Source organism: Wolbachia endosymbiont (group A) of Chalcis sispes (assembly GCF_964026765.1).
GTDB lineage: Bacteria > Pseudomonadota > Alphaproteobacteria > Rickettsiales > Anaplasmataceae > Wolbachia > Wolbachia pipientis.
The window spans coordinates 1234836-1257686 of record NZ_OZ034697.1; the positions used below are offsets into that span (position 1 = coordinate 1234836).

At 35.4% G+C, this 22851-nt stretch carries 21 protein-coding genes and 1 tRNA gene; 8 read left to right on the top strand and 14 right to left on the bottom strand.

Translation table 11 applies throughout. From position 1 onward, the window contains the following. Positions 1–119: 119 nt before the first annotated feature. The 4 genes from AAGD72_RS06215 to AAGD72_RS06230 all read right to left on the bottom strand — a co-directional run bounded on the left by AAGD72_RS06215 (position 120) and on the right by AAGD72_RS06230 (position 4639). Complete coding sequence (locus AAGD72_RS06215; RefSeq protein WP_341814821.1) at positions 120–1787, bottom strand: aminopeptidase P family protein; 1668 nt, start codon at positions 1785–1787, stop codon at positions 120–122. 8 nt (positions 1788–1795) lie between these two features. Next, complete coding sequence (gene mnmG, locus AAGD72_RS06220; protein ID WP_341814822.1) at positions 1796–3730, bottom strand: tRNA uridine-5-carboxymethylaminomethyl(34) synthesis enzyme MnmG; 1935 nt, start codon at positions 3728–3730, stop codon at positions 1796–1798. Positions 3731–3841: 111 nt separating this feature from the next. Continuing rightward, positions 3842–4315: a hypothetical protein gene (locus tag AAGD72_RS06225; protein WP_341814823.1), complete on the bottom strand. Its 474-nt coding sequence runs from the start codon at positions 4313–4315 to the stop codon at positions 3842–3844. A 248-nt stretch (positions 4316–4563) separates the two neighbouring features. Further along, positions 4564–4639, bottom strand: a tRNA-His gene (locus AAGD72_RS06230). 150 nt (positions 4640–4789) lie between these two features. On the opposite strand from AAGD72_RS06230, the gene murJ reads away from it, so the two are divergent. Then, the gene (murJ, locus tag AAGD72_RS06235) at positions 4790–6277 is read left to right on the top strand and encodes a murein biosynthesis integral membrane protein MurJ (protein ID WP_341814824.1); all 1488 of its coding nucleotides are present in this window, start codon (positions 4790–4792) and stop codon (positions 6275–6277) included. Positions 6278–6280: 3 nt separating this feature from the next. Next, the gene (locus tag AAGD72_RS06240; protein ID WP_341814825.1) at positions 6281–8818 is read left to right on the top strand and encodes an AsmA-like C-terminal region-containing protein; all 2538 of its coding nucleotides are present in this window, start codon (positions 6281–6283) and stop codon (positions 8816–8818) included. A gap of 54 nt (positions 8819–8872) precedes the next feature. On the opposite strand, the gene AAGD72_RS06245 is transcribed toward AAGD72_RS06240, so the two are convergent. The 3 genes from AAGD72_RS06245 to AAGD72_RS06255 all read right to left on the bottom strand — a co-directional run bounded on the left by AAGD72_RS06245 (position 8873) and on the right by AAGD72_RS06255 (position 10773). Further along, positions 8873–10066 (bottom strand): phage portal protein, encoded by a 1194-nt coding sequence (locus AAGD72_RS06245; protein ID WP_341814826.1) that lies wholly within the window; start codon positions 10064–10066, stop codon positions 8873–8875. A 235-nt stretch (positions 10067–10301) separates the two neighbouring features. Further along, a complete protein-coding gene (locus tag AAGD72_RS06250; RefSeq protein WP_341815143.1) occupies positions 10302–10493 on the bottom strand; it encodes a type II toxin-antitoxin system RelE family toxin in 192 nt (63 codons plus the stop codon). A 46-nt stretch (positions 10494–10539) separates the two neighbouring features. After that, on the bottom strand, positions 10540–10773 hold the full coding sequence (locus AAGD72_RS06255; RefSeq protein WP_010081986.1) for a DUF6290 family protein: 234 nt from the start codon (positions 10771–10773) through the stop codon (positions 10540–10542). Positions 10774–11024: 251 nt separating this feature from the next. Between AAGD72_RS06255 and lipB the strand changes: the two genes are divergently transcribed. Both lipB and AAGD72_RS06265 read left to right on the top strand, forming a co-directional pair. Beyond that, complete coding sequence (lipB, locus tag AAGD72_RS06260; protein WP_155968936.1) at positions 11025–11642, top strand: lipoyl(octanoyl) transferase LipB; 618 nt, start codon at positions 11025–11027, stop codon at positions 11640–11642. Next, a complete protein-coding gene (locus AAGD72_RS06265) occupies positions 11642–12667 on the top strand; it encodes an LD-carboxypeptidase (protein WP_264718997.1) in 1026 nt (341 codons plus the stop codon). The genes lipB and AAGD72_RS06265 overlap by 1 nt, the downstream gene beginning before the upstream one ends. 556 nt (positions 12668–13223) lie before the next feature. On the opposite strand, the gene terL is transcribed toward AAGD72_RS06265, so the two are convergent. The 3 genes from terL to pstA form a co-directional block, all read right to left on the bottom strand. After that, positions 13224–14666: a phage terminase large subunit gene (gene terL / locus AAGD72_RS06270; protein WP_264705897.1), complete on the bottom strand. Its 1443-nt coding sequence runs from the start codon at positions 14664–14666 to the stop codon at positions 13224–13226. 874 nt (positions 14667–15540) lie between these two features. Continuing rightward, positions 15541–16338 carry a phosphoribosylformylglycinamidine synthase subunit PurQ gene (locus tag AAGD72_RS06275; protein ID WP_044471287.1) on the bottom strand — a complete coding sequence of 266 codons (798 nt, stop codon included), beginning with the start codon at positions 16336–16338 and terminating at the stop codon, positions 15541–15543. A 6-nt stretch (positions 16339–16344) separates the two neighbouring features. Then, positions 16345–17595, bottom strand: coding sequence for a phosphate ABC transporter permease PstA (pstA, locus tag AAGD72_RS06280; protein WP_007549491.1), 1251 nt, complete (start codon positions 17593–17595; stop codon positions 16345–16347). A 48-nt stretch (positions 17596–17643) separates the two neighbouring features. Between pstA and AAGD72_RS06285 the strand changes: the two genes are divergently transcribed. After that, positions 17644–17826, top strand: a complete 183-nt coding sequence (locus tag AAGD72_RS06285; protein WP_010962989.1) for a hypothetical protein — start codon at positions 17644–17646, stop codon at positions 17824–17826. Positions 17827–17874: 48 nt separating this feature from the next. On the opposite strand, the gene rplS is transcribed toward AAGD72_RS06285, so the two are convergent. Together rplS and trmD are read right to left on the bottom strand one after the other, a co-directional pair. Then, entirely contained in the window at positions 17875–18252 is a 378-nt protein-coding gene (gene rplS, locus AAGD72_RS06290) for a 50S ribosomal protein L19 (RefSeq protein ID WP_006279489.1), read from the bottom strand. Further along, complete coding sequence (trmD, locus tag AAGD72_RS06295; RefSeq protein WP_341814827.1) at positions 18236–18946, bottom strand: tRNA (guanosine(37)-N1)-methyltransferase TrmD; 711 nt, start codon at positions 18944–18946, stop codon at positions 18236–18238. Before trmD ends, rplS begins: the two co-directional genes overlap by 17 nt. A gap of 74 nt (positions 18947–19020) precedes the next feature. Between trmD and purC the strand changes: the two genes are divergently transcribed. Continuing rightward, positions 19021–19743 carry a phosphoribosylaminoimidazolesuccinocarboxamide synthase gene (gene purC, locus AAGD72_RS06300; protein ID WP_010081959.1) on the top strand — a complete coding sequence of 241 codons (723 nt, stop codon included), beginning with the start codon at positions 19021–19023 and terminating at the stop codon, positions 19741–19743. Here purC and purM read toward each other — a convergent pair. Further along, positions 19740–20777: a phosphoribosylformylglycinamidine cyclo-ligase gene (purM, locus tag AAGD72_RS06305; RefSeq protein ID WP_007549277.1), complete on the bottom strand. Its 1038-nt coding sequence runs from the start codon at positions 20775–20777 to the stop codon at positions 19740–19742. The two genes, purC and purM, sit on opposite strands and share 4 nt — an antisense overlap. Before the next feature lie 133 nt (positions 20778–20910). Here purM and AAGD72_RS06310 point away from each other — a divergent pair, with 133 nt between their 5' ends. Both AAGD72_RS06310 and AAGD72_RS06315 read left to right on the top strand, forming a co-directional pair. Next, positions 20911–21204 (top strand): hypothetical protein, encoded by a 294-nt coding sequence (locus AAGD72_RS06310; RefSeq protein WP_006280049.1) that lies wholly within the window; start codon positions 20911–20913, stop codon positions 21202–21204. A 14-nt stretch (positions 21205–21218) separates the two neighbouring features. After that, on the top strand, positions 21219–21563 hold the full coding sequence (locus AAGD72_RS06315) for a hypothetical protein (protein WP_233395610.1): 345 nt from the start codon (positions 21219–21221) through the stop codon (positions 21561–21563). A gap of 66 nt (positions 21564–21629) precedes the next feature. Here the strand turns inward: AAGD72_RS06315 and AAGD72_RS06320 are convergent, their stop codons facing one another. Further along, entirely contained in the window at positions 21630–22448 is an 819-nt protein-coding gene (locus tag AAGD72_RS06320; protein WP_007549273.1) for a transporter associated domain-containing protein, read from the bottom strand. Positions 22449–22851 lie beyond the last annotated feature (403 nt).

Here is a 22851-nt window from a genome sequence, read left to right on the forward strand (position 1 = left end):
TTATAACCTACCTAAAAATACGTGTCCTTTATTATATATTATTTTAAAATAAAAAACAATACAAAATACCTGTCACAATTGCATTAATACTTTTTAAATAATAAAAAATGCTCCTTTGCTTATAAAGGGTCACATACCTTCTTTAACCATTCCTTATCTTTTACGCTATTTTCTAAGTTTTTATAGACAAATTGATGGTAGCCATTTATCCATTCAATTTCATCCTTAGTAAGCATTTGCACATTTATTAGTCTTCTATCATATGGAATAGAGGTCAGTTGTTTAAAGTTTAAGAAGCCATTCTCTTGCCTGTCAACATATATCAGATTTTCAATTCTTATTCCATACTCTCCCGGAATGTAATAGCCAGGTTCGTTGGAAAGTATCATCCCTGGCGTGAGTTTCACTTTATTACTTTTTGATATTGCTTGTGGTCCTTCGTGTACTGATAGGTAACTTCCTACTCCATGCCCTGTACCATGCATATAGTCCATTCCAAATTTCCATAAATGCGTACGTGCCAATATATCCAATTCTCCACCAGTAGTGCCGGGGGGAAAGATGACACTTGCTATAGCAATGTGAGCTCTCAACACTATTGTATAGTGGGTTATTTGCTCATTAGTTGGACTGCAAATTGCTACAGTTCTTGTCACATCAGTTGTGCCGTCAAGGTATTGGCCACCAGAGTCAATCAAATATAGTCCACTTTTCTGAATTACCTTATTCGTCTTACTGCTTGCACGATAGTGAATTATTGCTCCATTCTCATTAAATGCTGAAATTGTTGGAAAACTTAGTTGCTTAAACAAATTCTGCTCTTTTCTGTATTCTAAGAGTTTCTCTTCAGCTTCAAGCTCTGTACCAACATTATTTTCAAGCCAATGTAGAAAGTTTGTAACTGCCACTCCATCTCTGATGTGCGCATTTATAGCCCCAGCTATTTCAGTTTGGTTTTTTACTGCTTTATAAATTAGACAAGGATCCTCTCTTTCAGCTACCTGTTTATCTTTTATTACAGCCATAATACTCATTGGAGTTGTGTTTGGATCTATAACTATTGAATTTAGCTTGTGCAGCGAATTTTCTAGCTCACTAATATCAAAAATATTTATATGATTGCCTAAATTTGCTTCTATAGTTGAATGTTCTTTATCTTGAATAAACAAATCAACATTACCGCTTTTATACAATATAGCACGGCCCAATATACATGGAGTATATTTAGCATTTTCATTTCTTAAATTTAATAACCATGAAATTGAATTTGGATCAGTTAAAAGCACTACTTCAGCTTCTTTATCTATGCTTTTAGCTATTTTTTCACATTTGTCTTTACTACTTTCACCAGCATATTCAATAGAATGTAAAACCACTGCTTGTTTTCGACAGTCACTTTTTTTTCCAGCTAAACAGGGTATTAATTTACAGATATTCTCATACTTTCTTATATCTTCTATGGTAAAATATTGCAAATAATAACCTAGTGAGGCAGTCGATGTTAAGTTTGCTTTTATCCATTCGCGTGGATCCTCTTCTTGTATATTATATACTTGAAAATTGCCCCGATCGAGCTGATTGCGAGCTTGTGTGATATAGCGTCCATCCGTAAAAAATGGGCACTTGTTGTCTTTTGTAACGATAAGTAGCCCATTTGTTCCTGTAAAGCCACACAGCTTTGTTAGCTCCTCTGAATACTCATTTAAATATTCATCTTTAGTATGCAACATAAATGCATCAACGTTTATCTCGTGCATAAAAGAACGAAATTCTTCGATTTTTGACATAGAACACCTCATACAAAATTAGCAGCCACTTTCGTTTTCCTGTTTCTCAAATACACTAATATGCTCACTATCGCTGCGGGAGTGATGCCTTGTATTTGCTTTGCAATGCCAATCGTTGCTGGTTTTATCGTCTGCAACTTTTCTATTACTTCACTTGACAGGCCTTTAACTTGTGAATAGTTGAAATCAATTGGAATTTGAGTGTTAATTTCCTCTCGTAAAAACTTCATATCCGCTTCTTGTCTTATTAGATAAGGTTTGTATTTTGCTTCAATTTCAACCGCTTCGCATATTTCATTCTTAGCTCTATTATCCGCTTTGGTGTGTCCCATTTTGTCATTCCAGCGCGTGACGCTGCTTAACTCCGGCCATATTTCTTGTAATTTATTCCAGTCGATGTTTGGATAGCTAAGTAAATCTAGTGCCGTTTTTCTTATCCCATCATAAGATATTTTGATACCATAAGACCTAAGCTGCTCAGGAGTAATCGTCAGACTCCCTAACTTCTCTTCAAGCTGCTTAATGGATTCAAGTTTATTCTGTAAAACAGAGTATCTCTCATGCGAAACAAGGGAAATATCATAACCTTTTTGTGTTAATCTTCTATCTGCATTGTCTGACCTGATAGCTAGCCTATATTCTGCACGCGAGGTAAATAATCTATAAGGTTCGATCACCCCTTTGGTGACTAGATCATCTATCATTACGCCGATATACGAATCTGTACGATGGAGAACAAAGCTTTCTTTTTTTTCAAATGCAGAGAGTGCTGCATTAATTCCGGCGATAATTCCTTGCCCTGCTGCTTCTTCATATCCAGTGGTGCCATTAATTTGGCCAGCAAAATATAGGCCTTTAACTTTCTTAGTTTCAAGAGTATGAAACAGCTCTCGTGGGTCAATATAGTCATACTCAACTGCATATCCAGGTCTTAGTATTTCTGCATTTTCAAGTCCCTTGATACTCTTTATCATTTCACGCTGCACTTCAATAGGCAATGAATTTGAAATTCCATTCGGGTATACAGTATCATCATCCAGGCCTTCTGGCTCTAGAAATATTTGATGACTACTTTTTTCCGCGAATTTTTTAACTTTAACTTCAATTGATGGGCAGTATCTTGGCGCAACAACGTCACTTAGATACGAAGAAGCTGACCTATGAAGATTTTCTCTAATTATTTTATGCGTATTTTCATTAGTATGGGTAATAAAGCATGATACCTGAGGTTGGTTAATTTTTTCTGTGAGATAAGAAAACGGCACAGGTGGATTATCACCCACTTGTTCTTGCAATATTGACCAATTTATAGTGCCACGATCAAGCCTTGGTGGAGTTCCGGTACGCAGTCTACCTAATCTAAAATCATATTTCTTCAACGTATTTGCAAGTTCTACTGCAGGCTTATCTCCCATTCTCCCTGAAGGGGTTGTTTGTTCTCCTATATGAATTACACCTTGCAGAAAAGTTCCTGTGGTTAAAACGACTTTGCTTGTTAGTATACGTTCCCCTGAGCTTGTTATTACAGCTTTAATGCACAATTCTCCATTGTTATTACTCTCTATAAGGAAATCGTCAACTGACTCTTCTTTTACCATCAAATTGTTATAATTTAGAATAATTTCCTGTATTGCTTGCTTGTATAATTTTCGATCTGCCTGTGCACGTGGTCCCCACACCGCCGCACCTCTGCTGCTATTTAAAATGACTGAGTGTATGCTTGCTTGATCGATTGCTCTTCCCATTATTCCATCAAGGGCATCAACTTCCCTGACTACAACACCCTTTGCAACTCCTCCAATTGCTGGATTGCAGGACATTTCCCCTATAGTTGAAATTTTATGAGTTATAAGCAGCGTGTTTGCACCAAGGCGAGCTGCAGCCGCAGCCGCTTCGCACCCTGCATGACCACCACCTACTACTACTACATCATATTTATGCATGCCTTCTTGAGTAATTCTTACTCTACTAATATTCCGACTATTAGCGGTTGATGTCAAACCTTGTTATTCCAATGTTGCACACTGGAATAACAGAAACCTTACTTGATTAGCTTAAACTTCCTTCCCTTTTGAAGAAAAGTGCTTAATTATAGGTGATATAATGTGCTCATTCACTTTTTCAGCAGCAGATATTATAGCCACGGCTGCAAGTAACCCTGCTATCGGCGCTATTACTCCTATTGTTGCACCTGCTAAAGCTGCAGAGCCCATTCCAAGCATTGCACTAGGAAAAATAGCAGTTGCGGCTGCAGCAAGGCCAACTCCAATTGCAGCGCTTACAGCTGTGGAAATACCAGAGTAAATTAGTGCCTTTTTATCAAATTCCTCAATAGAATCTCCTTTGTAAAGTGTATATAGCAAATTTCCTACGACCACAGCCGTAAACAATGCTGGAAATATAGAACCAATAATCCCACCTATTACTAAAGGTGATGAAGTTGTAACCCTCAATCCATAAGCTGCAAATATTACTATTACTGGTGGTACATAATTAAATATTACACGTGCTTTATCATCGTGACCCATACAACCCTTCAATTAATAATGACAATTTTTTTTACTTTCTCCTTGTTATTATAATTAGGTTGACTGAATAAATAAAGTAATTTTTTACGAAATGGCCTTGGAAAAAAGAGCGGAAGAAGGGCCTTGACCTTAACTATTTCAATCATCAGTGGCTAATGTATAGCTAACCCCACGTCATACCGTCACGGTATCTCTAGATCCCGCTAACAAGCAGCGGGATGACGGTTTTTCAAATTATTGGGTTTTAGTGGGGCGAGCGACCAGGATCGAACTGGCGACATTCAGTACCACAAACTGACGCTCTACCAACTGAGCTACGCCCGCCAAGATATAAAATTTCTAACATAAGAGCGCAAATAGTCAATTGATTATTTAACTCTCCTTTTGCAGAGGGTTTTAAGTTTAGCCAATAAATATTTTCATTGATACTTTTACCATTATAGTTAATTGTATTGACACTAATGAAGTAGTGGTATGTTTAAAAGTATTTTCACATTTAGTTTTTTTACGGCTATTTCAAGGATCTCAGGGTTAATAAGAGATGTATTGATTGCTACAGTTATTGGTGCAAACTCTCTTGCAGACATATTTTTTTCTTCGTTTCGCTTTGCCAATCTATTTCGAGCATTTTTTGCAGAAGGAGCGTTCACTACCTCATTCATACCGTTATACTCGACAGAATCATATGATAATAAGAAGGCATTTAATTTTGCAAGTAGTGTAATATCCATTACGTTTATTATCTTAGTAATTTTTTGCCTTATCATGCAAACTTTCTCCCCTTATATGATTCAAATTTTTGCTCCTGGATTTGACCAAAGTAAGTTTACCCTTACTGTTACTTTATCAAGAATTATGATGCCCTACATAATCTTTGTTTCAATTGCATCACTTATTGGTGGAATGCTGCAAGTAAAGCAGCATTTTGCTTCAACAGCTATTGCACCAATTGTTTTGAATCTCTGTTTAATCATCAGTTTGTTTGTGCCTTACGTAAAAACTCCAGCGCACAACCTTTCTATAGCTGTCCTTATAGGAGGAATTTTCCAGCTACTTTTGATACTATTTAGTGCATACAAGTTAAAGGCAGCTTTTTCTTTTAGCCTTGAATTAAGCAATGAAGTAAGGTTATTTTTTAAGCGTGTGATACCTGCAATTATCAACAATTGTGTAACTCAAATAAGCTTATGGATTGATACAATCATGGCGAGTTTTATACCAAATGCGGTGTCCTATATATATTATGCCGATAGACTAAATCAACTACCGCAGGGAATAATCGGTACTGCAATTGGTACAGTGCTTCTTCCTTTAATTTCAAAACAGGTGGATAATACTGAAAATATAGTCAAAATACAGAACAAGGCTCTCAACATAGGATTAATGTTAATTATGCCAACAACTGCTGCCTTTATCATTATTCCCGACATAATTTTACTTACGCTTTTTTCTTACGGCCGGTTTGATCATTATGCAGTGCAGCAAACTGTTCCCACTTTAATAGCATTTTCTCTTTCTTTACCTGCATTTATTATAAATAAAGTATTGCTACCTACATTTTTTGCTAAAGGCAATCTGAAAATACCAACTATGTTTTCACTAATGTGTCTTGGAATTAATGTAGTGCTAAACCTTTTGTTAATGAACGAGTATCAGCATACGGGGATTGCTATTGCTACTTCCGTTTCCACTTGGATAAACTCTATTCTATTAATTAGTTATTTAACAATAAATAAAATGTATAAGGTTAGCCAAGCGTTATTGTTAAATGTCATGAAAATTTTTGTAGCAACGGCAGTCATGTCAATAGCCCTTTATATTTTTAATTCTTTGTTGGCAGGATTATTTTTTGATAAAATGTTGGCTCGTATTGTTTATTTAACGACTTTAATAGCTTTGAGTGTTATTGTTTATTTTGGTATTCTCTATTTAATATTTAAGGGAAACTTTAAGCATGTGTAAATTATGAGACTTTCTTTATATGCTATATTATCAATCTCACTGCTATTAATTCTCATGCATGTTGCTGCAACTTTTAAGGATTGGAGTGGCTACAAGGGATATGTTATAAAAGAGTTGGAGAAGACGTATGATGCTAAAGTGCATATTGGAGGAAAAATTAAAGTTTCGTTGATTACCCCAAAGCTCACTATTTATAATGTATACGTACAATACAACGAAAATAAAGAGCAAAAGTTGTCAGATTTAATTAGTGTAAGAAAAATTGAGGTAAAACCGTCACTCCTATCGTTGTTTTTATTTTCGTTGCAACCAAAGTCAATCACATTGTTTGGTATGAAAAGCAACAAAGAAAATTTACTTAAAAATACAAAAGCCAGTGGTAACACAGTCGATATAGTAATAAAAGACAGCCAAGTAAGTTTTAAGAGTGATTTCGCTGATATTGTTAACATAAAGGAGGTTGCTGTAAAAAAAAATAGGCAATTCTCCGGTAAAGTAAAGGTAGGTGATAATAATTACGATTTTTCAGGAAAGGTTGATATCACAAAAAAGAATGTACACATTAGTGTTGAATCAAATTTTGTAAATTTGCTATTTACAGGTAATAGAAATCAAGAAGAACTCCAGGGTAATTTAACATTAACAATTAATAACAGTTCCGGTTCTGTGAGTGATTTAGCAAAAATCATTAATCTTAGCTTTCTCTCTTGTGTTATTCCTAGCAAAAATATCAAGATATCATCCAATATAAGTCTTAATGAAAGTGAGTTTACGGCAACTGACTTAAAAATTGATTCCAAAAGCATGCAAGCCAGCGGTACAATACAAAATGATAGAAAAGGCAATCACACTAATTTCAATATTAGCTTCAGTAAAGTTGATTTAGATTCCATACAAAATGATTCACAAAGAACAATGAATATGAAGGATCTTCTGGAATGTTTTAGAGCAGTTGTGCCAAAGAACTTGAGCTTAAATTTTAATATGGAAGCTTCTAACATTCAATATCAAAACAAAATATTGGACAATTTCCGTGCTGTACTAAAATCCACTGATGGCAAAGTAAAAGTTAATACGCTTCTTAAATTTCCTGGAATCAATAATATATCTTACTTATCAGGAGAGATCTCAAACAATAATGTCCTATCTGAATTCAACGGCGATTTATTAGTCGAAGGAAATGATTTTGGGTCATTCATTTCATGTTTTTTCCCTTCTATAAAGATGAAAGAAAACCAGAAAAATCAATTTACACTAAGTTCTAAACTGCACCTTGCACCAAGAATATTATCTATCTCAGACATTAGACTGCTAAATAATAAGGAATCCTTGCAAGGGTCAATTAGAGTAAGCCATACAAAAAAACACAATGTGGTCAATGGTGAATTTAGCATGCATAATCTTGATGCAGATAAATATGATCATTCATTATTTAGCAGTTTACCTAAAATGCAATGGCTGAAAAATTTTCAGTATGATGCAAATATAAAGGCCCGTGTTAATAACCTTACATTGAATGATACGAAAATTAAAAATTTGGATTTTTTGCTGAAAATGGAAAAAGGTAAGCTAGTTGCAGATAAAATAAAACTATCTGGAGAAGATTTCGATATTACCGGTAATGCAAAAATATTAGCAGATCAAAAATACGCCAAACCTTTATTAGATGTTAACCTTACGGGCAGTAAATTTAATGGAAAAATTATTACATTACCAAATTTAGTAGAGACGAAAAGAAATTCAAGAAATGAGATAGATCAAATTCAATGGTCAACAAAGCAGCTTGATTTTTTGGATGATAAAGAAGGCTTTGATGCAAATGTGCAAATCAATACTGCAGAATTTAAAACCGAGCAGAATGTTTTAAAAGATTTTAATTTGGATGCGGTAATGAGAAACAACGTTATCACTATCAGGCAGGTAAGTTACTTATTAGAACGCGGGCAAGTGTTTTTTCAGGGTTATTTAAGATCAGACTCAATAAATACAAGGTTTTCTATTGTAAATTTGGACACTAAAAAGATTGGTAAGGTTATAGGAATTGACAATGTAAATGGTCAGGTAAGCTTAAGTGGTGAAATCAAAACTCAAGGAAAAAGTTTTCATGATTGGGCTAGTAACTTATCAGGAGATATAAATTTACAAGCACAGGGAATAGAAGTTATTAATGTAGATTTCAATTCATTTATCACTAATTTGTTAAGCAGTAAGAATAAGTCTGAAATTTCCACACTTGCTTATATTGATATATATAATGGTAAAACATTTTTTGAAAATATTAGCGGAAAAGCAAGTATTAAGAGTGGTATATGTTCAACTAGTTTACAGTTCGGGATTGATCAAGCATCAGGGTCAATCTCTTCTAATTTAACCTTATCTAACTTCGCTTTAGCTTCTATATTCAGGTTCTTTTTCATACCACCAAATTATAGTAATCCAATCTATATCGATATGCATTTGGATGGCCCTATTTGGCGTCCTAAGATGAGTTTTGATGTAGACCAAATCTTCACCGCTCTGGTTGGCAAGAAAAATAGTTGATTTACTTAGGCGTACGGTTTAGGGAACAATGAACTAATCTGAACGGATACAAACTTAACCTAACTCATCACCACCCGGCAGCGGTGGCAAGCCAAAAGCTTCTCTTTTTTCATTGAGTGTCATAAAGCTTGCATTTTCTACGTATTTCCACAACTTTTGTCTTTTTTCCATGAGAATTTCTATTGCATCTTTGTCGTACGACAAGCACAGATCTTCACCAAATCTTGGTGTCAGCCAAGAATTCAGGTGACAGATAATATTTTCTAGCGTTGGTAAAACCGTCTGTTCCCAAAGGGACAAGCGTGCTTCGACTAAATTGCTATAAGTGTTATCACCTGGTATGCCAAGCAACTGCGGCGGAACGCCAAAAGCCAGGGCAATATCACGAGCTGAACTGTGTTTGGACTCAATAAAATCCATATCCCTTGGTGATAAGCTCATTTCCTTCCACTCCAAGCCTCCTTCAAGCAATATCGGTCTTCCAGCGTTTATAGAACCTGAATAATGATCATTTATCTGCGCTTTTAAGCGTTGGTACTGCTCTTGACTTAAACTTCCACCACTTCCATCTTTTGCTGATTTTACAACTATTGCACCACTTGGTCTTGCCCCATTTTGCAACATCGCTTGATTCCAAGCACCCGCCTGATTATGCTGATCTATGCTATATGCAGCTGCCTCAATTGGTGATAGCCCATACCAATCATTCAAAGGATTAAAGGTCTTTAAGTGCAACACTGCTGAACATCCAGTTAGTTTATCAACTTTAAAGTCATAACTGTTGTTATTTATGGCATAACGATAGATATAAGGAACGTTATTTCTCCCTGGAACAATTTCAACCCTATCTGGGCGCAGAAGATAAAGCTCTGTTGGTGGTTTTCTACTATTCTGTGACTCAACCATCAATATATAAGAATTGCCGTTAACTAACCGATAAGTTACAATCCCCTCAATAAATTCCGATTTTGATGTCATTGGGTTAGGAGAATAAAGTAATTTCAGTAATGGATGGGCTTTTAGTTGCGATTTTCCCTGTTCAGTAAGCTGGCAGAGAGTAAAAGGTACCGAAGATGCAGCACTTGCAATCATATTGATTGCTCGAAAGGCAATAACATTTTTTATGTAACCTTCCTCAGCAAAACTTACATAATCACGCTTACTCCAACTTGGCTCCATCATTAGTTGCAAAGCAGAATATTTAGTAAATACTGCGCTTTTTTTTCTTTGAAAAATATTGAGATTCATATATGCCTCCTAAAAAATTGAATTTGTGGTAGAATTATATCAATTGGTGTCACAGGAAGGATATACTAACGTACGAACATTATGTTTGAGAGCAATCTCTACACAGTAGTTAAATGGCAGGCACAATAAGGGGTAGCAAAAAGAATGAGCTTTTTTTTTGAGCTGAGCGAAGCCACCTAAGGTAGAAAATGAATCAGGAAGGAGTAAAAATATATTTAATATTTATATGATGTACTTACTTATAAATATCTTTTCTGTGTCCTATCTCTGTGATAACCACTTCATATTTTATAATATTTACGGAATAGATAACGCGATAATCACCTACCCTTAATCTTCTTTGTCCTTTAAATCTGTAATATAATGGCTCACCAAGGTTAATGGGATCAACTGTAAGGCGCTTATTTATCGCATTTATGATCTTAATCTTATTGTTTTTGGAAGAGCTGGAAGGTCTTTCTCAAGAACGCTTTCTATGAAGATAATATTGTATTCCAGTCTACATCCTCACTTCTAATTTTCTTTACACCTGAAACATTACGTTTAGCAGCACGCTCAATTAGTATTTTATCTTCCTCATTTTCAATTGCTTCTTGTATTAGCTTCTCTGTTAGTTCTTTAATGGACTTATTTCTTATTTTAGCCAGTCCAGCAAGACACTCTGAAATTTCGTTGTTGAAAGTTATGCTAAATTTTGAGTTTGCCATATATTTTACCTAAAATCTACTAATAATTATACAACATTTTTCTGAATTTTTCAATAAAAAAAGTTGCCTATACGTAAAGAGGACCTGTGTTGACAAATAATTAAACATTTGTCATGTACTATGTTTGTTAAGGAGAAATAGCACAGAAGTTAGTATTAAGTATATTAGGAATAAGAAAGGCTGCGCTCAGTGTCACACACTGGAATAACAGGAAAAAACGAACTGCTATACTAAAAAAAAAGAAATAGAATATGATAGAATGGCTAATATCTAATCAGCTTATTGATTATAACTGTGCCGTAAAATCTATGGAAGAAAAAATTCAACAAATTTACAATAATTCAGCAGACGAATTAGTATGGCTACTCCAGCACCCTCCACTTTATACTGCAGGAATCAGTGCAACAGATGACGACGTTGTTGAAAAATTATTTCCTATATATAAAACAGGCAGGGGTGGCAAATACACATATCATGGTCCAGGACAGCGCATCATATATTTAATGTTAAACCTTAAAAAAAGAAATAAATGCGACATAAAGCTATATATTAGAGACCTAAGTAAGTGGATAATAAATGTTTTAAAGCAATTTAATATACTTGGAGAATTTAAAGAGGATAGAATAGGTGTTTGGGTGAATAACAATGGAGTAGAAAAAAAAATTGCAGCTTTTGGTATCCGTTTAAGAAAATGGGTAACTTATCATGGCATAGCGCTTAATGTCTCCCCCAACCTCTCTCACTATAAGGGCATTATTCCTTGTGGACTGCAAGATTATGGCGTCACGTCAATGGAAGAACTAGGAGTGAAAGTTCCACTCTCTGAATTGGATGATATACTAAAAAAAGAGTTTTATAAGATATTTTAATGATTGTTTACCTTTTATATTTCATTCTCACTTTATGTGCTAACACAGGTATTCATGCAATCGACCAAGTTGATATTATTGCTCCTTCTTCGAAGGGAAAAGAATTAGATCTGACTACTATAAAAGAATATGTAGAAGCTTTGGATTTTAATCCCCATATTTCGGAGAAAATATATAGTAATGATAATCCATTTTATTCCAACTCTGATGAATTCAGAGCAAATGATTTGATTAGTGCACTAACCGGTGATAGTAAAATAATCTGGTGTATCAGAGGAGGAGAAGGGGCTTCTCGGTTAATTCCCTATCTAGAAAAGTTACCCAATGATAAAAAAGAAAGGATTGCTCAAAACAAAAAGATCCTCATAGGCTATAGCGATATAACTGCCTTGCACATCTATCTACAAGCTAAATATAATTGGCAAACTCTTCACGGCACCATGTTGGAAATGATAGTAAATAACTCCATTTCTGAAAGCTCTGTTAAAAAATTGAAAGAGTTAATTCTTAACAAGCAGGATTCTATCAGATTTGATAAGCTAAAGATGATAAATAATGGCATTAGACTAAAAGATGGCAGATTAAAGTCTAAAATCATCGGTGGTAATATGACTCTAGTTGAAAATAGTATAGGAACTGCTTGGCAAATAAATGCAAAAGGTAAAATTCTATTTTTAGAGGACATAAGAGTTTACCCATACGCAATAGAGCGCAGTTTAGATCACCTAAAACAAGCTCACATCTTTGATGGAGTACATGCAGTAATCTTTGGGGATTTCGTTAACTGCTATAACGATAACCTTGTTGAAGTTGTAAAAGAAAGGTTTGCAAAAAGTGTTAACTTTCCTGTATTTACAATGAAAGGGGTAGGCCATGGACATACAAATGATCCTTTACCTTTTAACACTCACGCTATTATTAGCGTTCAAGACGAAAAAGAAGGTTTGTTTTTTATGGACGTGCAGAATTTAGCTAATCTTATAGCTAACGCGAGCTCTACGTCATACCGCCGCAGTATCTCTTAGCCGCTAACACGTACTTAACCGTCATACCGCGATTCATTCGCGGTATCTCATCCACTAACAAGAGATCCCGCTAACATGTAGCGGGATGACGAATTGCTTAACCGTCATTCCGCCGCAGACCGTCATACCGCCGCGGTATCTCTTAGCCGCTAACACGTACTTAACCGTCATACCGCGATTCATTCGCGGTATCTCATCCGCTAACAAGAGATCCCGCTAACATGTAGCGGGATGACGAATTGCTTAACCGTCATTCCGCCGCAGACCGTCGTACCGCCGCGGTATCTCTTAGCCGCTAACACGTACTTAACCGTCATACCGCGATTCATTCGCGGTATCTCATCCGCTAACAAGAGATCCCGCTAACGAGTAGCGGAATGACGAGCTTATTGTCATGCCGCCGCGAACCGTCATACCGCCACGAACTGTCATACCACCACGAACCGTCATACCGCGATTCATTCGCGGTATCTCTAGATCCCGCTAACACGTAGCGGGATGACGGTTGTCAGGGTGTCATGCAAGTAGCTGACTACTTGGATCTGGTAGACTCAAATCACAATGCCCGTAAAGCTGCGACCCTAGAGCTACTATCTCTCACCCACTGCAAATATTGCACGGTACTATCCACTTGATCATCGTGTCGAGTTTCAGGAAACATTAAAATCTCATACTCAAAATCGTTCAGCCATACTGCTTGGTGCGGCAGAAAAACCTTGCCAGACTCTATAATCGGAACAATTTGATAAAATCGAGTGAGTTTGTCATCATGTGGTACTATTTCGATAATTGGTAAATCACTGTTTGTCTTTAGCTCTTGCACCAATTGCTGACCACTTGTTTTTGCTTCGATTAAAATTGCGTGCGGTGTCCATCTTGCAGCTAGTGACAGAACTTGCTCTTTAAGCTTTGGATACTCAAGCTTTGCGCGATATACATCGAGTAAATAGAATTTATTGCCCACTTTTGTCCAGGTGGTGCAGACGCTAAAGTTGCTCATGCTGCTTGTTGAAACTGCAGTGTCCCAGCTCTGAGTGACATATGAGAGACTATCAGAAAAATTTCTATAGCGCTTCAGCCACTCTCGTTTAATTATACCACTTGAAAGTGGCAGAGGGTTCTGTTGATATTGTGCAGCAAAAGCGTAACTCCCAAGTTCGACTTTTATCATCTTAACTTCTTTTTTTCCTCCATAGAGGGGATATAATAGCTGGCCTTCTTCTCTTGAGTATAACATCTTTGCAGGTCTAGCACGCGATGCTGTTTTATTACTGGTTGTAGTTACTTGGATGACAGAAACAGGATGCGCTGGCTTTTTGATTGAATAGATAATCTTCTTATTTTCAGAAATCATCGGTAAGCAAATATGATGCCATATATTTTTTGGCTTGGAGAGAAGGTGTCCGGTTAAGTCCTCCTGGTGTAGCCTGTGCATTACAAGAACGATGACTCCTTTTTTTCTATCGTTCAGCCTGGTTACTAAAGTCTGATCAAACCAGTTTGTGGCACGCTTTCTAAGCGTTTCACTCAAAGCTTGAGCAGAACTGAGCGGATCGTCCACAATGATAAAATCACCACCTTCACCAGTTAGTGTTCCTCCAACTGATGTTGCGATTCTGTATCCTCTCTGCACTGTTTGAAATTTGTATTTGGTATTCTGATCTTTGGATAGTTCTACCTCTGGAAATAGCTCTCTATACCAACTAGACTGCATTATACACCTTGTATCGAGCGAGTGTTTTTCGCTAAGCAGCCGGGAGTAACTTGCAACTATTATTCTTGCAGTGGGCTGATTTCCCAGTATCCATGCGGGCCACGCAACGCTTATGCACAGGGACTTCATTGAACGCGGAGGCATATTGAATATTATTCGCCTCATTTTGCCAACATTTGCCGCTTCAAGTCTGTCTGCTATGACTTTTATATACTGATAATCATTATACTCACACCCCGGCACTACCGTTTGAAAGCATAACTCAATGAATTTTAGAAAGTTCATGATATAATGTTGAAACCAGCGCGTGACGCTGGGATGACAAAAAAAGGAGCACTGAAGGCTATAGGTGAGACGTCGCGGTATCTCTAGATCCCGCTAACAAGCAGCGGGATGACGAATTACTTAACCATCATCTACACCGTCATACCGCGATTCATTCGCGGTATCTCTTAACATAGATCCCCTACTATACCTTAACATAGATCCCGCTAACAAGCAGCGGGATGACGAATTACTTAACCATCATCTACACCGTCATACCGCGATTCATTCGCGGTATCTCAGCCGCTAACAAGTAGCGGAATGACAACAATCCTACGTCATACCACCGCGGCGCTAACAAGAGATCCCGCTAACAAGCAGCGGGATGACGGTTGTCGTTTAGCCATAAACATTAAGAAATTTACCAAACGAAAAAAAAGGCAAAAGAAACCCTAGTCATTGTCTATTTTCAGTATTGGCGTTTTTTAAGTCTTAAACACTGCAATTTAGCTGCTTTTAAATGCAACTCACCTTAGTTTAAATGTTTAAGAAATTTACTAAGCAGAAAAAAAGGCAAAGAGAACCTAGGGTAGCTAGTATTCAAATTCTCCCTTGTTCTATTTGACGTCTTTTGATGTCTTAAACGCTTTATAAGCGCGTTTCGGCTTGTATAGCTAGAAACCCAGAAGTTTTATAAAGACATGAGGTGCACATAGTGCAAAAAATTAAGCATGATTTACGCCAAATACAAAGTTCCCTTTGTCGTTTTAATCTGCAGATTGCGAAGATAAATAAATAGCTTCAGTTTTATGATAAGGGGGCTGGCGAGGTTTGTCAAGCAAGTTTTTTGCAATATCAGGGGATAATTTCGACCATAAATCCCTATCAATAAATTTTAACAAAAATACTTTAGTGCATTTTCAAATATAAGCATTCCATCGCCATATTTTGGCACAGCAACACCTAAACGCTTGCTCTTTTCTTTTTCAAGGGGCCAATTATCTTGCTGGGTAAAAAATATTCCCCTTTCTGGATGGGGCATTAAAGCTAGCACTCTTCCACTTTTATCTGATAAAGCTGCTAGGTCGTATGTAGATCCATTCGGATTGTAAGGAAATTGTAGGTTAGCATAGTTGCCATTTTTATCAATGTAACGTAATGCGGTGGAATTGCTCTCAATCAATTGGTTCAAAATATCTTGATCCATAAAAAATTTGCCTTCCCCATGAGCAATAGGGAGATATAGTTCACTCAGACCCCGTAGCCAAACAGAATTACTCTGCGGATTAACTCTCACTCTAATCCAGCGGCATTGGTAATTGCCTATATCATTATGGATTAAAGCTAGATTAGAGAACTCTGGAATTAATTTTACTAATATCTGACAACCATTACATATTCCTATAATCAGCTTGTCCTGAGATAAAAACTCTTGAAACTCATCCAACAAGTTGTTTTTAATACGTAAAGCAAACGCATTACCAGCACCAGTGTCATCACCATAGGAAAAACCCCCTGGAATTGCAAGTATATTGCTTAATTTCAGTTCACCTGGATTATCTATGATATCGTTAATGTGAACGATTTTTACTTCAATATTACCAATACCAAGTTTTCTGCTGCATTCCATAAATGCAAATGCAGTTTCTTTTTCGCAATTTAAGCCATAACCAGATAGGACTGTGATTTTCATGAATTGCTAAAAATTAAAAAATTCGAATTTCCTTTTTACAAAATTTGCTACTAAATTTAACGCAAATAACACCAATAATAAAGCTATAATTGCGATAGCAGCAAGTTCAACAAATGCAATTTCAGGATTGCTTGACCATATGTATATTTGCACAGGTAGAACAGTCGCCGGATCGAAAAAGGACGTAGGTGTATCAGCAATAAATGCCACCATACCCATCATAAGTAAAGGAGAAGATTCACCTAAAATCCTTGCAATTGCAAGCACAGTACCATGTATTATTCTTGGTAACGCAATCGGTAAAGAGTGATCTAATATCACCTTGATGTGAGGTGCACCGAGCGCAAACGCTGCATCTTTTATCGTAATAGGAACATTCGCAAAGGCATTTTTTGTTGCAATTATAATATTAGGTAACATCATAAATGAAAGAGTCATTCCACCAACAAGTGGTGAAGAGCGTGGTAGCCCAAATATGCCAAGATAGAGAGTTAAGCCCACTACACCAAATATTATTGAAGGCACTGCAGCAAGATTATTTATGCTAATTTCTACAATATTAGTCATTAGCCTATTTTTAGGCATAAATTCGTAAAGACAGATGCCCGACATAATTCCTATTGGTAATGCTAATGCTAGGCACACTATAATTGTCATTAATGAACCGATAAACGCTCCTAAAATCCCTGCATTTTCAGGTTCACGAGAGTCAGATTTAAGGAATAAAGACTTATTAAAAAATTTTTTCACTCTCCTCTTTTCTTTTAGCCAATCAAGTAATTTAGCATAACGATCATTCAAATATTTATCTTTATTTATTGAATTAATTATACTTGACGCGGTAAACCAGATCTCATATTCACCACTATCTTTTACTTTCTTACGAAAAAATTTCTCTAGTTCTTTGTAAGAATTACGACTTAAAATTTCGTCACCGTCTTTAAAATCAGTTCCTCCAAACACCTTACGTAAAGAATCGTTGAGTAAGCCAATGGACTTATACCGCAAATCACTAGGATTACTCGCCAAAGCAAGATCAGCATTTATTTCAACTGGCAATAAAATTTTCGTTACTGTTAAGGCACTGTAAGAGTTAACTAATATACTCAACAATATACACACAGGACAGCCAAGTGAGATAACTAGTGCCGTGAAAGAACAAAAGCGTAGCGCTCTGTTCTTTTTATTTTTCCTTTTTATACGAGCATGTACACGCCTTGACTGAAGTAATTTAAGGAATTTTTTCTTTATACTCATTTACTTTTCTTTACACGAGGATTTGAAAAAACTTTCCCCTTTTTTGTCATGCAAGTAGCTGACACTGGGATCCAGCAGGCTTTGCCTGCAAATAATTTTTACATTTTCCATGAAAGCACAAACCAAAAGGAGAATAATGAATGCTGGATCCCAGTGTCGGAGCACTGGGATGACACCACAGCGGGAGGCAAACACAATGTTCGTACAGTTGTGTGTCACGCACTGGGATGACAAGAGAGAGTTCTGAGATGACACAATTGACATCACTCCCTATTGTATCTACTTAGATTTCTTTTTAACATAAGTAGTACGCTCTTTGATCCTTGCAGCTTTTCCAAATAGTTTGCACAGATAATACAGTTTTGCTCTACGAACCTTTCCTTTTCTTGTCACTTGCACTGAAACCAGTGCAGGAGAATAAACAAAAAACTGAGACACTATACTTTCTCCATGGCTCACTTTTCTGACTGCAAAAGAAGAATGTAACCCGCGGTTCCTTTTTGATATACATACACCTTCAAATATCTGTATACGTTCACTTGTACCGTCAACTACTTTAAAAGTGACCTTCAAATCATCGCCAGGACGAAATTCTGGTATTTCTTTAGCTAACACTTGCATTTGCTGTTCGTTAAATTTTTTAAGTAAATTTGTCATTTATCTCTCCATTCAATAATTCAGGCCTACGCTTTTTTGTTATAACATGAGACTGCTTCTGCCTCCAATCACTTATTTTTTTGTGATTGCCAGATAACAAAACCTCAGGTACTTTATATCCCTTCCACTGCTCAGGTCTAGTATATTGAGGATATTCAAGTACACCACCACCATAATTAAAACTTTCTTCAGTAATACTATCGGTATTATTTACTACACCTGGAAGAAGTCTAATGCATGCATCAAGAACCACCATTGCAGCTGGCTCACCTCCTGAAAGTATATAATCTCCAATACTTAACTCATAAGGAGTATACGCATCAATTATCCTTTGGTCAATACCTTCAAATCGACCACACAATATTGTTATATGAGGAAACTCTAATAATTCTCTGGCAATACTCTGATTAAACTTAGTTCCAGATGGAGTCATGTAAATAAACTTAGTGTTTTTATGAACAGAGAGCATACTATCTACTGCATCACCAACTACATCAGAACGCATAACCATTCCTGCTCCACCTCCATATGGAACATCATCCACAGTTGAATGTTTATCTTTCGCAAAAGAACGAATATTTATTACTTCAAGGTTCCATATTTTTTTTTCTAACGCTTTTCCGGCAAGAGAATAGTTCAAAAACCCCGGGAACATTTCTGGGAATATGGTTAATATTGTAACATTGAATACCATTAAGGTTTATTTTAAGTTATTTGGGGCTATACTCTAAGAATAGTAAATTGATATAATATATAGTTAAATTAAACATGTCACTGAATAAAACGATATACGAAGGTAAAGCGAAAGCCATTATTGAAACTGAAGACTTATCAATTGTCATACAGCACTTTAAAGATGATGTTACAGCATTCAATAAGGAAAAATATGAAATAATCGATGGTAAAGGAATAATTAATAATCATATTAGTGCTTTTATCATGGAAAAGCTTGAGAAAGCAGAAATTAGCACACACTTTATAAAAACTCTAAACGAAAGAGAACAGCTAGTCAAAAAACTCAAGATAATACCTCTTGAGGTAGTAGTTAGAAATGTCGCAGCTGGCAGCTTTTGCAAACGTTTTAATATCAAAGAAGGTGAGAGGCTTGCATCTCCTATAATCGATTTTTTTTACAAAAATGATGACCTAGCCGACCCAATGGTAAGTGAAAATCACATACTGTATTTTGATTGGCTATCTAGCAAAGAAATGGATGAAGTTAAAACTACAACTTTAAAAATCAACGAAATATTAGTTCACCTATTTTCAAATGCAAGTATATATTTAGTTGATCTCAAGTTAGAATTTGGCAGATTAATAAATGACAGTACTAAAATCGTTTTAGCTGATGAAATTAGCCCTGATAACTGCAGATTATGGGATAAAAATACTTATAAAAAGCTAGATAAAGATGTCTTTCGTTTGAATTTAGGAGATTTAAAGGAAGCATACCTAGAAGTTGCAAAAAGACTGTCAGTAAAGTTAGGTTAACTAAATACTACTCTATCAAGTGGAGGGTTACATGCCTCATCAAGTTTTCCAATAATTTCAATTTTTTCTCCACGTTTTTGGAAATGATTTTTCACGTTTTGCATATTCTCAGAACTTACGATCAATACCATACCAATACCACAATTAAATGTTTTTAGCATTTCTTTCTTCTCTATTTTACCCTCCTTTGTTAGCCATAAAAATATATCTGGCCATTTCCAGGAATTAATGTCTATGTTTGCAAATAAGTTTTTTGGAAGAATTCGCGGAATATTGTCTACCAAACCACCACCCGTGATGTGCGCAATACCTTTTACTTGTGACATGATAGGCAGCAAAGAATCAACATATATTTTTGTTGGTTCAAGTAGTATTTCACTCCAAGATTTATTATTCCATAGAGATGTATCGTTATAATTTATACCTAAGCTTTTGAAAACATGGCGCACTAAAGAAAACCCATTTGAGTGAATTCCACTTGACTCTAAGCCAACTATATAATCACCTGCTTTCATCATACTACAGTTTGGAAGAATTTGCTTTCGATCAACTACACCAACCACAAACCCTGCAAGGTCATAGTGATTATTACCATACATTCCAGGCATTTCTGCAGTTTCCCCACCAACCAATGCTATTTTAGCTTGCTTGCACCCCTCTGCAATGCCCTTAACCACAGATAATAAAACATCTTTGGTCAAAACGCCTGTTGCAAAGTAATCAAGGAAAAACAAAGGCGTTGCTCCTTGTGCAAGTAAGTCATTTACACACATTGCAACTAAATCTATACCTATAGTATCATGTTTATTCACTTCTTGAGCTATCAACAGTTTCGTACCTACTCCATCAGTTGAGGAAACGAGTACTGGATGGTCATACTTCTTACTTAGTGCAGCAAAATCAAATAACGCAGAAAATGAACCTATTTCGCTGATTACTTCTTCTCTAGTAGTTTCTTGAGCAATAGGCTTGACTTCTTTTATTAACTTATTATATAGTTCAATATCTATTCCTGATCTGGTATAAGTATTCATAATCCTTTTATAAATTTTAAAATTGTTAATACTATATTAATGCCTTGATATAAAAAGTGCAACGAAACTTTCTCTTAATTGACTATTATATACTTACCAATATAGGGTAACTTAAATCATTTATAATTATCCAATGAACGAAAATACCAAAAACATACTGTTAATAACGGAACTGCTATCAGGACGGCTGCTTCATGACTTTGCTAACTCTATGAATGGAATAACGTTTGGCGTAGAAGAGCTTGAAGTAATAGATAAGAATGATGCTGATGCGCAGAAGGAAGCGTTGTTGTTTCTTAAAGAAAGCTCCGATGATTTAATATATAAACATAAAGTTATGAAGCAGGCATATTCTTCTTCAATGGATAATTATAGCTTTGATAAGACCAAATCTAATATCGAAAATTATTTATTAAAAAAAAAGTAAAGCTTACGTGGAAAATAGACGCATACTCTGCAAAAAATAAGGAAGATTTAATTGAAAAGATAAATAAGATAATTTCTAATATGGTGCTAACTATAGCCAGTGCAGTGGCGGAAGTTGAACTAGTATCTGTTTTACTGAGTCAAACAGAAGATAAAATGCTATTAACTATAAAAATTCTAAATGAACACAAACCAATAAGCAAATCATTAGTAGACAAATTAATCAAAAAAAATGACACTAATTTAAATACAAAAGATATTAATATCTATATGACCTCTTTATTATTAGAGTACTATAACACTGAAATGCATTATACTTGCGAAAATAATTTGCTGGAAATAGGTTTAACTATAACTTGAGTTGCATATTTGGTTATTACAACTTTTTCTTCGTGTCAAGGCATTCCCCGACAAGGGGTACCAAATCTAATTTTTGTAATCACTTAAGTCTAGTACTATTTTATTAATGTAGCGCTCATTTGCATCTTTGATGATAAACTTCATACCATTTTTATATTTAATGACTTCATCTACAGAAGGCACTTTACCAGCAATCGAAAGAATCAAACCACCAAGTGTAACATAGTCTTCTTCAGGGTCACGTAATTCTATTTTTAGATCCTCTTCTATATCTTTTATAAGAGCCCTTGCTGATACTTCAAACTTATTTTGAGACAATTCAGTAATGGTATATTCTGAATTTATTTCGTTTTCACTATCAATGTTTGGTATTAGTTCCTCTATAAGATCAGTCATTGAAATTAAACCATCAGTTCCACCATATTCATCCAATACGATAGCTAAGCATGATTTAGAAGAGTTCATCCTAACAAAAAGATTAGTTGTCTTCATCGAGGGTGGAACAAATATTACGCTTTGTATAATATGTTTCAGATTAAAATTTTTATCCCTATTAAAAATAACATCTTTTACATAAAAAAAGCCTATTACGTTATCAAAGTTATTTTTATAAATTGGTATTTTAGTGTGGCAAGTGTTTTTTATCTTCTTTATTATTTCACGCTCGCTTGACTCAATGTCTACTGCGCATATCTCTGTACGTGGAGTCATTATATCCATTATACCACAATCGCGGAATTTTAATAGACCATTAAATATATTAAGGTCTGGCAGATCTTTCATTAATGCCTCAGTCGCACACTTTTTCAACACAGAAGCTTTTTTGAAAAGGAAGAGAAAAATTCTATATGCTATTTTTTCTACTAAGGTTCTTTTTTTACTCAATTTATTCCCTGTAATGGCAAAAACGTTTTCAGATTAGATTTATCAAGAAAACTGTTATTAAATGTTTAATAAGCATGTGAATAATGTCAAATTAATTTGTGAATTATTTGTTGATATAAAATACCAACAATTGATCAACAACTTTTTCAACAACATATACATAGTTGTGTAACAATGCATGATGGTAAAGTATTTTCCATAAAAGAAAATTACTAACACTCTAAACACCTTACTTATACACATAAATCATAACAGAAAATCAATAATATACGAAAGTTACTCACATATTTATCCACAAGTTGAACAACGCCAATTTTTACTGAATTTTAAGTTAGTAACAAGTTATTGATAGAACTATTATTATTACTATACTTTAATATACAAAAGAATAAATAGAATAGAT